The following is a 12,806-nucleotide window of genomic DNA, read 5'->3' on the forward strand; positions in this document are numbered from 1 at the left end:
GCTATAAGTTTAAAATATAGAGGAAAAGCAGTATTCTTAAAGATAGAGTTTTTTAACATATGTAGGAGGGTTTATTCGTGAGCAACTTATTTACAACAGTAAAAGAAAAAGTTCAAGGAAAAGGCATTTCTATCGTACTTCCTGAAGGAACTGATGAAAGAATTTTAGGCGCTGCAGAGCGTTTAGCAAAAGAAGAGTTAGTAAAACCAATTTTAGTTGGTAATAAAGAAGAAATTAGCGCAAAAGCTGCTAGTATGAATTTAACCTTAGCAGGCGTTGATATTTATGACCCAGCTACATACGAAGAAATGGATGCAATGGTAGCATCTTTCGTTGAACGCCGTAAAGGTAAAGCAACTGAAGAAGATGCTCGCAAAATCCTTAAAGACGAAAACTACTTCGGTACAATGCTTGTATACATGGGCAAAGCACACGGTTTAGTAAGTGGTGCAGCTCACTCTACAGCTGATACAGTTCGTCCAGCACTTCAAATCATTAAAACAAAACCAGGCGTTACAAAAACTTCTGGTGTATTCATCATGGTACGTGAAGAAGAGAAATATGTATTCGCTGATTGCGCAATTAACATTGCACCAAACAGCCAAGATTTAGCTGAAATTGGTATCGAGAGTGCGAAAACAGCTGAACTATTCGGTATTGATCCACGCGTTGCTATGTTAAGTTTCTCTACAAAAGGTTCTGCGAAATCTCCAGAAACAGAAAAAGTTGTAGAAGCAACTCGCATTGCAAAAGAAATGGCTCCTGAATTAACTTTAGATGGAGAATTCCAATTCGATGCTGCATTCGTACCATCTGTAGCTGAGAAAAAAGCTCCAGGTTCTACAATTAAAGGTGATGCTAACGTATTCGTATTCCCAAGCTTAGAAGCTGGTAATATTGGCTACAAAATCGCTCAACGTTTAGGTAACTTCGAAGCAGTAGGACCAATCTTACAAGGTTTAAACATGCCTGTAAATGACCTATCTCGTGGATGTAACGAAGAAGAAGTGTACAAGTTAGCTTTAATTACAGCTGCTCAAGCACTTTAATTCTATAATGAATTGAAATAAAGACCGTCGCTATAATAGCGACGGTCTTTATTTTTCTAAGCCAAGTGCTTTATTGTTACGATCAATAATACGTTGTAAATTCGTCTCATATAAAGGTATTTCATCTATTGTTAATTGAGATGGTGTTAACTTTCGAGCGAATTGCTGCAATGTTTTTAAAAGGCGCATCATTAAATCTTGTACTGTAATGGTTTCGCCAAGTAATTCTGAAAGTGAAGCCATCGTACTCGGTACAATTTCAGGATACGTAAAGCGTGTTTCTTCTCCTTGAATGGCTAGGTTGTAAAAATCACGAACGAGTGCGGCACGTTCAGAGCCACTTCCTGTAGCGCATAGATAAATTTGGACAGCGACACCGCCGCGAATACGGCGCTGTGAAATACCAGCAAATTTTTGATCGCGAATACTTAAATCGTAGCTACCAGGACAGTAAGAACCAACGATTTCTTTTGCCTCGATTGTAACATCGTAATCCTTTAACATTTCCTGAATTAAATGCCACATTGTATCGTATCCAAGATCAATATCGATGCCTTTTTCCGTCTCTTGGAATAAAAGTGATACGTTTAAAACACCTTCATCCAGTACGACTGCAAGTCCGCCAGAATTACGGACGATAACATTGAAATTGTTTTCTTTTAAAAAGGAAATGCCTTCTTCTAAGTGTGGTAGGCGTGAATCTTGAATGCCAAGAACAATTGTATTGTGATGAACCCAAGAACGCATTGTTGCAGCTGATTGACCATTTCCAATGCTTGTGCACAGTGTGTCATCCATTGCGAATGATTGCAATGCATGGAATGTTGGTCCCAAACTAGACTGATCTACAATACGCCACTCTGGCTGAGATAAAATGGAACGGGAATTGCTCATATAACTAACCCCTTATCTTTAAAATGACAATCTCTATTATAGCAAAAATATAGAAAGTAGTTTTAGGGAGAAATCTTACTAAATTGTAATGTTGTTGTAAGGAAAGTAAATTGGTTAAACTAGCTGCGATAGTTAAACTAAGAGATGTAATTATGACTTTAGGAGGAATACAAATGAAAAAAGTGAAATTAGGACTCGTAGCGATTATGTCAGCTGCTGTATTTAGTGGTTGTTCTATTATGGATATGATTGCACCACAAGCAAAGGGTGTTGTGATGTATGGAGATGAAACTGGCGTTCAAAAAACAATGGATCAATATAAAGATAAAATTGAATCCCAAAGTAAATTTGAAGCAAAACTAGGTACTGTTAATGAGAAAAAGGTTTTAATTATGAATAAAACAACAGCTGAAAAGATGGTAAAAGAAAATATGCTGAAAAAAGTCGTGAAAGAAGATGTGGAACCACTTAAAGCATTGCCGACTATTTCTGATGAAGCTGGAATCGTATTTGCTAAAGAGGAACAAAAAGATGTAGTAATTGCAGGAAAGAAAATGAAGTATGAAGGTAATGTAGTAATTGGTGATGCGCGCAAATATACAGATATGTATGCATTTGTTAGTGATACGGAATATGCAAAAATAAGTGAACCGGTAAAAACAATTGGTTTAGCGGCCTTTAAAGAAAATCCAAAGGAAAAAATTTTCCCAGATATAAAGAGAGATTCGAAAGTAGAAGAAGCGCATATGGTTGAAGTGAAATAAAAAAGGATGCATGTAATGCATCCTTTTTATTCTGCAATTTTTTCTAAATTACCATTTCGATCCATTCGGAAGGATGTTTGAGAACGTTCTTCGTCATCCATGACTGCCAACTTACGAGCGCGGTTCATAATGTTCATAAGTGTTTCGTAATCTTCTTGTACAGTATGAGATTGTTTTTCTAATTTTTCTAGTTTCTTTTCTAGTTCTTCATTTCGAAGGATTTGTGATTTAATTTCTTGTTTCAATCTCGTATTCTCGTTTTCAAGAGCTGTCACTTTTATATTGGAAGATCCGACTGTTTGTAAAAAATAAATAACATCTTGCATTGTCATAGAGCTTTTTGCAGCAGGAACGGTAGTTTCTTGATATGGAATAGTTTCTTTATATTGTACAATTGATTCCTCTTGTACGAATTCTTCATAATCAGTTATCGAATCTGAAGCTGGTGGTGTATAAAGTAAACGTTTTTTCGCTTGTTCACCGCTTGCAGCACGCATTTTATCTTTACGATGTTTTTTTGCTAGTTGAAGAGCTTGTTCATAGCTATAGCGAACAACAGCATTCCAACGGAAACCACAGGCAGCCGATGTACGATTTAATTGATCCCCTACTTCTTCAAATGCATTTAATTGCGTACTCCCTTCTCGAACGTGACGAAGTACAGTTTCAGCAAGTAATAAATCATCCTCATCTGTCCAAGCATCTTGTCTTACTTTCATAGATTCAACTCCCTTTCTTTTTATGAACTTCCTATTTTTATAATGGGCAAAAAAACGAGCTTTTATACAAAGCTTTTAAAAATATGGTAGATTTCGATGAAAGGTATAAATTTTGCCAAGAATGACGGAAGCTTCTGTAGGAGAGCATATAAATATGTAGCATTATAGGAGGAAAGAGCGTCGCAAGGAAACTTGCAACGAGCTTCAAAGAGCGGTAAAATACCATTTAGTGTTTATTTTTAAATGTACTTGAGAAAAGTTTAAAATAGAGGAAGTGTTATATAATGGGAAACGAATTTCGTGTGTGTGATGATTGTCAGGCAACGAACGTTAAAACGTTGATTCCGAAGCTAAAAAAAGTAGATTCATGTGCAACGATTGAAGTTGCATGTCAGTCTTACTGTGGTCCTGGTCGTAAAAAATCATTCGCATTTGTAAATAATCGTCCAGTTGCGGCGCCAACAGAAGACGAATTAATTGTAAAAATTGAAGCAAAGTTAAAGAAGTAAGAACAAGAAGAGTGAACAGATTACTCTTCTTTTTTTATGCCCAAAAGAGGAAGCGTTTATTCTGTGGAAGCTTAATTGATGATAATAATAGTTAATGACAGATAGGCATTATCTATTTATTAAAGTCTCAACCTATATGAATTTGTATTTCAAAATAATGGTTGACAGTCTTTTGAAGCGATAGGTAGAATAGAAGGTGTCTGATTCTGAGAATCATTATCAGGAAAAGGACGATTTATTAAATTTTTTTATTACTATTTGAGAATAAATTTCATTTCATTAAATTAAATATATGTTGTTGGTTAGGATGGTTGAGGGATGGAAGCGAGCGCAAGGAGTATAGAACAGCAAGATGTGAATGTTAAAGAGATTAAGAGCAGGCCGCTCATTGCTTCTATTATTTTAGTAGCAGGTACAATTTTGTTAGCTTTAAGCATGGCATTGTCTATTTCATTTGGTGCTGCAGATATTAGCTTAAAGACTGTATGGCAAGCTGTATTTCAGTTTGACGGTTCTATTACGCATCATAACGTAATTCAAGAACTTCGCATGCCTAGAGCAATAGGGGGCGTAGTTGCAGGTGCCTTTTTAGCAGTATCAGGGGCAATTATGCAAGGTATGACGCGAAATCCACTTGCTTCTCCATCGTTAATGGGGATTACAGATGGGGCTGTATTTGGAATTGCGATTATGTATGCATTCTTCCCTAATTCACCTTATTTAATGTTCGTTATCGCATCTTTTATTGGTGCTGCGTTTGGAGCGAGCATTGTATATGGAATTGGATCTTCTTCACCAGGTGGATTAACGCCTGTGAAATTAGCTTTAGCAGGTGCAGCAATTAGTGCTTTATTAGGGGCCATTTCATCTGGAATTGCGCTATATTTCAACCTTGCCCAAGAGGTGAGTATGTGGAATGCAGGCGGAGTTGCTGGCGTGAAATGGGAAAGTATTAATATGTTAGTACCAATTGGTCTAGTTTGTCTCTTTATTGCAATTATAATGTCGAGGTATATTACAATTTTAAGCTTCGGTGAAGAAATTGCGATAGGACTTGGTCAAAATACGACGCTAATTAAGTTTATCGGAACAGTGCTTGTTCTTGTGTTAACAGGTTCTGCAGTTTCTATGGCAGGATCGGTTGGATTTGTTGGTCTTGTAATCCCGCATATGACTCGTTTCCTTGTAGGCTCAGACTATAGATGGGTTATCCCATGTTCTGCGGTCTTAGGCGGGCTGTTAATTGAATGTGCAGATATGTTATCTCGCGTTATTAATCCGCCGTTTGAAACGCCAATTGGAGCAATTACAGCGCTAATTGGGGTTCCATTCTTCCTCTACTTAGCACGTAACGAAGGGAGAGGGAAAATGTGAGGACAAGTGTCTTAACAAAAAAGAACGTTTCTATTTTAACAATTTTAGTAGGATTAATCGTTACTGTATTTTTAGTGAGTTTAAATACAGGGACATTTAAAATACCCCCAATAGACGTATTAAAGTCATTGGTTGGACTTGGGGCTGAAGATCAGTCTGTTATTTTATTTGAATTCCGTATGCCGCGCATGGTTATTGCTATATTAGTTGGATCTGCTTTAGCGATGTCAGGGGCGATTTTGCAAGGATTATCGCGAAATCCACTTGCTGATCCAGGTATTATCGGTATTAACGCTGGAGCGGGGTTAACAGTCGTTATCTTCGTCTACTTTTTCTTCGGAAAAGTTGGGACTGGTACATTTTTATCTGTATTTATCCTTCCTTTCTTCGCGTTAGTTGGAGCGATATTAGCAGCGGTTATAATTTATTTACTAGCATGGAAAGACGGCGTTTCATCAACGAGATTAATACTTGTCGGTATCGCTGTTGCAGCCGGGTTTGGTGCTGTTAGTTTAATTTTTTCTATGAAGATGACATCTAATGATTTCCGTTTTGCTACGATTTGGTTAGCAGGAAGTTTGTGGGGCACAGATTGGAAGTTCGTGCTAAGTGTACTTCCGTGGATGGTTATTTTCTTGCCACTTGCAATTAGTAAGGCACACATATTAAATGTAATGAACCTAGGCGACTCCACAGCTGTTGGCCTTGGATTAAATGTAGAAAAAGAAAGACGTAAATTATTATTTATTGCAGTTTGTTTAGCTGGTGCATCTGTTGCTGTTGCCGGAGGAATTGGTTTTATCGGTTTAATGGCTCCGCATTTGGCGAGGCGCCTTGTTGGTGGTAAACATCAAATTATGCTGCCTACCGCTGCACTAATAGGAACGTTTTTGCTTTTATTCGCAGACGTAATTTCAAGAAGTGTGTTAACAACTTCAGAAATACCGGTCGGTCTTGTTATTTCTGTAATTGGTGCACCGTATTTTATATACTTACTTATGAGGACAAAATAAAGGGAGGCTTTTTGTATGGCAACTTTAGCAGTTGATGCGGTATCTGTTGGCTATAATGAAGGGTTAATTATTGATGGATTAACAGTTGAAATTCCGGAAGGGAAAATTACAACAATTATTGGACCAAATGGTTGTGGGAAGTCCACATTATTAAAAACGGCTTCTCGTATTTTGAAGGCGAAAAAAGGTACTGTTTATCTTGACGGAAAAGCAATTGAGAAACAGCCAACGAAAGAAATCGCAAAGAAAATGGCAATTTTACCACAGACTGCAGAAGTGCCAACTGGCCTTACTGTGTTTGAACTCGTTTCATATGGACGCTTTCCTCATCAAAAAGGATTTGGAACATTGAAAGAAGAGGATTATCGCTACATACATTGGGCGCTTGAAGTGACAGGAATGACAGAATTCGCAAACCGTCCTGCAGAGGCGTTATCAGGTGGGCAACGTCAACGTGTATGGATTGCGATGGCTCTTGCACAAGGAACAGAATTACTCGTATTAGATGAACCGACGACGTACTTAGATATGGCTCATCAATTAGAAGTATTAAACTTATTGAAAAAGTTAAATGAAGAAGAAGGAAGAACGATTGTTATGGTTATCCATGACTTAAACCATGCTTCTCGCTTCTCAGACCATATGATTGCATTAAAAGCAGGTAAGTTAATGAAACAAGGAACGCCAGACGAAGTGATGACGAGTGAAACACTTCGCAGTGTATTTGAGATTGAAGCTCAAATCGTTCCATGTCCAGTAAACTGTAAACCAATTTGTTTAACATATGATTTAGCGATGATTAGTAATCAATTGCGTAAAAAAGCATAAGTAGAATCCCCCTCGTAAGGAGGGGGGCTTCTAATGGACGTTGAGCTTCTTATTCGTAAATAGGAAGTTGAACACCCGTTAGAACGGGGCATAAGCAACAATTAATAAATATATATTGATTAATTGTTAACCTTGTTTCTTATAGTTCACTGTAACGTATAAGAGAAATACAGCTAGAAGGAGTGGGAACATGAAGAATTTTAAAATGGTGTTATTAGCAATGGTACTAGTCGTTACTTCTGTACTATTTGCAGCTTGTTCTAACAAAGAAGAGAAGAAAGCAGATGCGAAGGATGCGAAAACTGAAGAGCGCACTGTACAACATGCAAAAGGGGAAATTAAAATCCCTGCAAATCCAAAGAAAATTGCTGACCTTAGTGGTTCAACAGAAGAATTATTAATTTTTGGTATGAAACCAATTATTACTGCTAATACATCTCAAGAAAAAATTGATGCACATATTGAAAAGAAATTAAAAGACGTAAAACCAGTTGGTTCTGCTTGGGGCGATAAAATTAACATCGAGGCAGTAGCTGCTGCAAAACCAGACTTAATTCTTGTAAACAATCGTCAAGAAAAGATCTATGATCAATTATCTAAAATCGCACCAACAGTTATGTTAAAAACTCCATTAGACCAATGGCGTCCAAAATTCGAAGAAGTAGGTCAAATCTTCGGTAAAGAGAAAGAAACAAAAGAATGGTTCAAACAGTATGAAGAAAAAGCAAGCAAATTACATGACAAAATCATTGCGAAAACTGGCGATGCAACATTCATGAAAATGGCTGCATATCCAAATGCTTTCCGTGTATACGGTGACTACGGTTACGGTAGCGTAATCTTTAATGACTTGAAATTACCAGCAGTTAAAGGTACACCAACGGATAAACCATTAGTACAAGTACAAAAAGAAGCTTTAATCGATTACAATCCAGATTACTTATTCGTATTTACGACTGGTGACGGTTCTCAGCGTCTAAAAGAATTCCAAGAAGAATCGATTTGGAAAAATATGAACGCTGTTAAAAACAACCACGTATTTACAATTAAAAACGAAGACTTAAACAAAGGTTACTTCCCTCTAGGTAAAGAAATGATCTTAGATGAAGTTGCTGAATTCGTTTTAGGTAAATAATGTATAAAAAGAAATCACTTTTACTCTGGTAAAAGTGATTTTTTCTTTATATAAGGGCAATTAATATAGTCTTTCGTTTCTTTCTGTTTCCTATTTCGTTTATAATATATAGTAAGAATGCAGTAAAGAAAGGGGGATGTCGGAAGGTGGTATATTTAAACGACAAACTCAGCGAAACAAAAGTGTTTAAAGACCCGGTACATAAATATGTGCACGTGCGCGATCGCGTTATTTGGGATTTAATCGGAACGAAAGAATTTCAACGCTTGCGCCGTATTAAGCAGCTTGGAACGACATTTTTTACATTTCACGGTGCGGAGCATAGTCGCTTTACTCATTCGTTAGGTGTATATGAAATTATTCGTCGTATGATTGATGATGTGTTTGATGGCAGGCCGAATTGGAATGCTGAAGATAGATTGTTATGTTTATGTGCGGCATTACTTCATGATGTCGGTCACGGCCCGTTTTCTCACTCGTTTGAAAAAGTATTTTCATTAGATCATGAGAAATTTACGCAAAAGATTATCGTTGGAGATACGGAAATTAATCGCATATTAAGTCGTGTGGATAAAGATTTTCCGCAAAAGGTAGCCGATGTAATTGGAAAAACATCTACTAATAAATTAGCGATTAGTATGATTTCCAGTCAAATTGATGCTGATCGTATGGACTATTTATTAAGGGATGCGTATTTCACTGGCGTAAAGTATGGAAACTTTGATATGGAACGTATACTGCGTGTCATGCGTCCGTACGGCAATCAAGTAGTTATTAAAAATAGTGGTATGCATGCTGTTGAGCATTATATTATGAGTCGTTATCAAATGTATTGGCAAGTATATTTCCACCCGGTAACGCGCAGTGCCGAAGTTATTTTAACGAAGATTTTACACCGTGCAAAATCATTGCATGAGAAGTATTATACGTTTAAAAATCATCCGGTTCATTTCTATTCTTTATTTGAAGAAGAAGTAACGGTAGAGGATTATTTAAAGTTAGACGAGAACGTCATGTATTATTACTTCCAAGTATGGCAGGATGAAGAAGATCCAATTTTAAGTGATTTATGCCGCCGTTTTATGAATCGAAACCTATTTAAATATGTAGAGTTTACAGATAAGCACGGTTTAGATAATTGGATGGAATTAAGTAGCTTATTTAAAAAGATTGGACTTGATCCAGAATACTATTTAGTAGTTGATTCAACATCAGACTTACCGTACGACTTTTACCGTGCTGGTGAAGAAGAAGAGCGTCTGCCAATCTTACTTCTTATGCCCAATGGAGAGCTTAGAGAGCTTTCACGTGAATCGGATATTGTTGAGGCGATTACTGGTAAGAAGAGAAGGGATCAAAAATTATTCTATCCGCATGATTTAATCTATGAAGATGGAAGAAAAGGAAAATATAAAGAGAGAATCATCGAGTTACTAGAAGGAAAAAAATAAGAAGCAGCTAAGGGCTGCTTCTTATGAAAGAACTTGAAATTATTTGTCGCTTAAGCGTTTTCCGCCAACTGCATAATGGTTTTTAGACATTTCTTCGATGAAAACAACGATGTTTTCTTCAGGAGCACCAGTTGTTTCGCTTACTGCTGCTGTTACTTTCTCAGCAAGAGCTTTCTTTTGTTCCTCTGTGCGTCCTTCTAGCATTTTCACTGTTACGTATGGCATATATAATCGCTCCTTTTATGTAAGTTACAATCTTATTATAGCGGATTATGGGGAAGAACAATCGAAAAAACAAATATTTTCTTTTTTGATATATGGAAGGGAACGTTGCAACCATTATCATTGCACACAAGGATAGATTTGTTTGGGATAGGGTTGCATAGTTTCTTCATAAAATCGGAGTGGAAATCACTTTTGTTCATAATGAAAAATTATCTCCACAAAAAGAACTTGTTCAAGATTTGTTATCTATCATTCGTGTATGTAGTTGTAGGATATATGATTGAGAAAATACAAAAAATGTCGAGGGTAAAGAGATATGAGAAGAGCATATTTTATAGAGATACGACCGACAAATGAACAAATAACCAAGATTAATCAAACGATTGGAGTGTGCAGGTATGTTTACAATCTGTATCTCTCTAAAAGCAAAGAGATGTATGAATCAGATGGGAAGTTTTTGAGTGGATATGGTTTTTCAAAATGGTTAAACAATGTTTATACAAAAGAATGTAACCAATGGATTAAAGCGGTATCTAGTAAAGCGGTTAAACAGGCCATTATGAATGGAGACAAAGCTTTTAAAAGATTTTTTCAGGGTTTGTCAGGATTTCCACGTTATAAGAAAAAGAAGAATCAAGATGTGAAATGCTATTTTCCGAAAAACAACAAAACAGATTGGACAGTAGAGAGACATAGAGTAAAAGTCCCAACGATTGGTTGGATGAGGTTAAAAGAATATGGGTATATCCCCAAAGATGCTATTGTAAAAAGTGGAACGATAGGTAAAAGAGCAGGAAGATATTTTGTGTCTGTGCTTTGCGAATTGGAAGAAACAAAAGCAAAGCCAACACTCCATTCGACAGGTTTAGGGATTGATTTAGGGGTGAAGGATTTCGCTGTACGTAGCGATGGAAAAACTCACAACAATATCAATAAAACAGTGAAAGTAAAAAAGATAGAAAAACGGTTAAAACGTGAACAACGCTCTTTATCGCGTAAATTTGAAAATCGAAAAAAGAGAGGTGAACAATCTGTTACTAACAAGAGAGCGAATATAGATAAAAACATTCTTAGGGTGCAAAAACTACATGCTCGATTAGCAAATATTCGACTAGAGTATGTAAAGTCTATTGTAAATGACCTGGTGAAAACCAAGCCAGCGTTTATTACAGTGGAAGATTTGAATGTGAAAGGTATGCTGAAGAATAAACATCTATCTAAAACAATTGCTAAGCAGTCTTTTTATGATTTTAAAGTGTGGCTTTTGACAAAATGTGAGGAATATGGAGTTGAATTACGTCAAGTAGATACATTCTATCCCTCGTCAAAGTTGTGCTCATGTTGTGGTCAAAAGAAAGCAGATTTAAAACTATCTGACCGAGGATATGAATGTAAATGTGGCAATGTAATGGATAGAGATTTGAATGCAGCGATCAACCTTTTACAAGCAAAAGAATATACAATACTAACGTAAATAGTTTGTATATATGTACGGTGGGCTACATCGGAATTTACGCCTGTGGAGTGTTACAGCAAACTGTAGTAGCGAGTTAGTGGCGAGACAGGACACATAGAAGCAGGAATACTCTAAGAATGTACATTTGTTTATATTTTTAGTAGCAGATGAAGCATGGATCAGTTATTTAGATATCCGTTGCACCAAATTCCGTTGGTAGCAATGGCCATTATTATTGCATTATCAGTGCATGAATTTGCGCATGCATATGTTGCATATAAATTTGGAGACGATACAGCAAAGAAGCAAGGCCGTTTAACATTATCACCGATGGCACACTTAGATCCTATCGGGATGATTGCTGTATTAATTCTTGGTTTTGGTTGGGCAAGACCGGTACCAGTTAATCCGTATAATTTTAAAAGACCGCGTCTCGCAGGAATATTAGTTTCTATTGCGGGACCAATTAGTAACTTAATTTTAAGCGCAATCGGTTTAATTATTTGGTATAGCTTATTAAAATTTGGTGTATTATACTCGATTCCATCTGCAGTAGCAGATACGTTAGCTCAATTTTTCCAGATTTTTATTATGTTGAATATCGTTTTACTTGTCTTTAACTTATTACCAATCCCACCACTTGATGGATATCGCGTAGTGGAGGATTTAGCACCAACAAATATTCGTGCGAAAATGACACAGTATGAAAAGTATGGAGCGATAGCGTTATTAATTCTTGTTATTACACCGCTTAGCAATTACACAATCCAGCCTATTTTTAATGTTGTTATTCCGTATGTATTAATATTTTTACAGAATATCATTGCGCCTATTTTCGGCCTTTAAACGAGGAGGAGCTTACATATGACAGAGAAAAAGAAAAAAATCGGTTTTAATATCGTGAAAAATGATTCAACAGATGGACATGGTGGTTTTGGCGTTGGGTCATTAAGTCTAGAAAACATTTCACCAGTATTTGTTGATGTACTAGAGAAAACAGCATTCGTTGATATCGGTGCGATGCATGCGCGTAGTACAGTAGAAAAAGGTATTAAGTTTTTAACAAATAAAGATGAGGTTCCAAACGGAAAACCATTTTGGCTTGTGTGGGTAACGATTGAAAGAACTGCGACGGGAGCTTATTATGCAGGTGTAACAGCTTGTGAAATGACAGTTGACCGTGAAATTCGCCGTGGATATAAATCACTTCCAGAGCACGTAAACAAAATGGATAAATCAATGAAGCGTCACATTATGGTTGACCATATGGATGAATCATCTAAAAAAGTGCTTGGTACGTTCTTGAAAGAACATAATGAAGCAATTTGGAACGAATCTAGTGAAGAATTGCGCCGTGCATTATTAAGTGAATAAAAAATAGCTGACGGA

Annotated in this window: 14 protein-coding genes; 11 read left to right on the forward strand and 3 right to left on the reverse strand. The window is 36.6% G+C overall.

The features are described from left to right. The first annotated feature begins 77 nt into the window (after positions 1-77). The gene (gene pta, locus FS742_RS20980) at positions 78-1,049 is read left to right on the forward strand and encodes a phosphate acetyltransferase (RefSeq protein ID WP_000067215.1); all 972 of its coding nucleotides are present in this window, start codon (positions 78-80) and stop codon (positions 1,047-1,049) included. A 48-nt stretch (positions 1,050-1,097) separates the two neighbouring features. On the opposite strand, the gene lipL is transcribed toward pta, so the two are convergent. Beyond that, the gene (gene lipL, locus FS742_RS20985) at positions 1,098-1,943 is read right to left on the reverse strand and encodes an octanoyl-[GcvH]:protein N-octanoyltransferase (protein ID WP_144614845.1); all 846 of its coding nucleotides are present in this window, start codon (positions 1,941-1,943) and stop codon (positions 1,098-1,100) included. A gap of 173 nt (positions 1,944-2,116) precedes the next feature. Here lipL and FS742_RS20990 point away from each other — a divergent pair, with 173 nt between their 5' ends. Further along, the gene (locus FS742_RS20990; protein ID WP_144614847.1) at positions 2,117-2,707 is read left to right on the forward strand and encodes a lipoprotein BA_5634 family protein; all 591 of its coding nucleotides are present in this window, start codon (positions 2,117-2,119) and stop codon (positions 2,705-2,707) included. 26 nt (positions 2,708-2,733) lie between these two features. Here FS742_RS20990 and FS742_RS20995 read toward each other — a convergent pair whose 3' ends face one another. Next, the gene (locus FS742_RS20995; RefSeq protein ID WP_144614849.1) at positions 2,734-3,426 is read right to left on the reverse strand and encodes an RsfA family transcriptional regulator; all 693 of its coding nucleotides are present in this window, start codon (positions 3,424-3,426) and stop codon (positions 2,734-2,736) included. A 284-nt stretch (positions 3,427-3,710) separates the two neighbouring features. Between FS742_RS20995 and FS742_RS21000 the strand changes: the two genes are divergently transcribed. From FS742_RS21000 to FS742_RS21025, 6 genes are all read left to right on the forward strand, one after another. Further along, the gene (locus FS742_RS21000) at positions 3,711-3,935 is read left to right on the forward strand and encodes a YuzB family protein (protein ID WP_000526074.1); all 225 of its coding nucleotides are present in this window, start codon (positions 3,711-3,713) and stop codon (positions 3,933-3,935) included. 318 nt (positions 3,936-4,253) lie between these two features. After that, on the forward strand, positions 4,254-5,309 hold the full coding sequence (locus tag FS742_RS21005) for a FecCD family ABC transporter permease (protein ID WP_048528004.1): 1,056 nt from the start codon (positions 4,254-4,256) through the stop codon (positions 5,307-5,309). After that, the gene (locus FS742_RS21010) at positions 5,306-6,322 is read left to right on the forward strand and encodes a FecCD family ABC transporter permease (RefSeq protein ID WP_144614851.1); all 1,017 of its coding nucleotides are present in this window, start codon (positions 5,306-5,308) and stop codon (positions 6,320-6,322) included. The genes FS742_RS21005 and FS742_RS21010 overlap by 4 nt, the downstream gene beginning before the upstream one ends. A gap of 15 nt (positions 6,323-6,337) precedes the next feature. Beyond that, complete coding sequence (locus FS742_RS21015; protein WP_000212064.1) at positions 6,338-7,150, forward strand: ABC transporter ATP-binding protein; 813 nt, start codon at positions 6,338-6,340, stop codon at positions 7,148-7,150. Positions 7,151-7,340: 190 nt separating this feature from the next. Then, a complete protein-coding gene (locus FS742_RS21020; protein ID WP_144614853.1) occupies positions 7,341-8,285 on the forward strand; it encodes an ABC transporter substrate-binding protein in 945 nt (314 codons plus the stop codon). 146 nt (positions 8,286-8,431) lie between these two features. Further along, the gene (locus tag FS742_RS21025) at positions 8,432-9,736 is read left to right on the forward strand and encodes an HD domain-containing protein (protein WP_144614855.1); all 1,305 of its coding nucleotides are present in this window, start codon (positions 8,432-8,434) and stop codon (positions 9,734-9,736) included. A gap of 39 nt (positions 9,737-9,775) precedes the next feature. Here the strand turns inward: FS742_RS21025 and FS742_RS21030 are convergent, their stop codons facing one another. Then, positions 9,776-9,961, reverse strand: coding sequence for a 2-hydroxymuconate tautomerase (locus FS742_RS21030; RefSeq protein WP_001147171.1), 186 nt, complete (start codon positions 9,959-9,961; stop codon positions 9,776-9,778). Between the two features lie 316 nt (positions 9,962-10,277). Between FS742_RS21030 and FS742_RS21035 the strand changes: the two genes are divergently transcribed. The 3 genes from FS742_RS21035 (at position 10,278) to FS742_RS21045 (ending at position 12,791) form a co-directional block, all read left to right on the forward strand. Further along, positions 10,278-11,435: an RNA-guided endonuclease InsQ/TnpB family protein gene (locus FS742_RS21035; RefSeq protein WP_144614857.1), complete on the forward strand. Its 1,158-nt coding sequence runs from the start codon at positions 10,278-10,280 to the stop codon at positions 11,433-11,435. Positions 11,436-11,591: 156 nt separating this feature from the next. Beyond that, positions 11,592-12,263 (forward strand): site-2 protease family protein, encoded by a 672-nt coding sequence (locus FS742_RS21040; protein ID WP_144614859.1) that lies wholly within the window; start codon positions 11,592-11,594, stop codon positions 12,261-12,263. Between the two features lie 18 nt (positions 12,264-12,281). After that, positions 12,282-12,791, forward strand: coding sequence for a YwhD family protein (locus tag FS742_RS21045; RefSeq protein WP_144614861.1), 510 nt, complete (start codon positions 12,282-12,284; stop codon positions 12,789-12,791). The last annotated feature ends 15 nt before the right edge of the window (positions 12,792-12,806 follow it).

It is taken from the genome of Bacillus cereus, from assembly GCF_007678085.1.
GTDB classification, from domain to species: Bacteria; Bacillota; Bacilli; order Bacillales; family Bacillaceae_G; genus Bacillus_A; species Bacillus_A cereus_BE.

What these genes read in the sequence shown, in the direction of transcription:
- FS742_RS21000 (WP_000526074.1), top strand. Translation starts at nt 3,711, where the DNA reads ATGGGAAACGAATTTCGTGTGTGTGATGATTGTCAGGCAACGAACGTT.
- FS742_RS21015 (WP_000212064.1), top strand. Translation starts at nt 6,338, where the DNA reads ATGGCAACTTTAGCAGTTGATGCGGTATCTGTTGGCTATAATGAAGGG.
- lipL (WP_144614845.1), bottom strand. Translation starts at nt 1,943, where the DNA reads ATGAGCAATTCCCGTTCCATTTTATCTCAGCCAGAGTGGCGTATTGTA.
- FS742_RS21005 (WP_048528004.1), top strand. Translation starts at nt 4,254, where the DNA reads ATGGAAGCGAGCGCAAGGAGTATAGAACAGCAAGATGTGAATGTTAAA.
- FS742_RS20995 (WP_144614849.1), bottom strand. Translation starts at nt 3,426, where the DNA reads ATGAAAGTAAGACAAGATGCTTGGACAGATGAGGATGATTTATTACTT.
- FS742_RS20990 (WP_144614847.1), top strand. Translation starts at nt 2,117, where the DNA reads ATGAAAAAAGTGAAATTAGGACTCGTAGCGATTATGTCAGCTGCTGTA.
- FS742_RS21040 (WP_144614859.1), top strand. Translation starts at nt 11,592, where the DNA reads ATGGATCAGTTATTTAGATATCCGTTGCACCAAATTCCGTTGGTAGCA.
- FS742_RS21045 (WP_144614861.1), top strand. Translation starts at nt 12,282, where the DNA reads ATGACAGAGAAAAAGAAAAAAATCGGTTTTAATATCGTGAAAAATGAT.
- FS742_RS21035 (WP_144614857.1), top strand. Translation starts at nt 10,278, where the DNA reads ATGAGAAGAGCATATTTTATAGAGATACGACCGACAAATGAACAAATA.
- FS742_RS21030 (WP_001147171.1), bottom strand. Translation starts at nt 9,961, where the DNA reads ATGCCATACGTAACAGTGAAAATGCTAGAAGGACGCACAGAGGAACAA.
- FS742_RS21020 (WP_144614853.1), top strand. Translation starts at nt 7,341, where the DNA reads ATGAAGAATTTTAAAATGGTGTTATTAGCAATGGTACTAGTCGTTACT.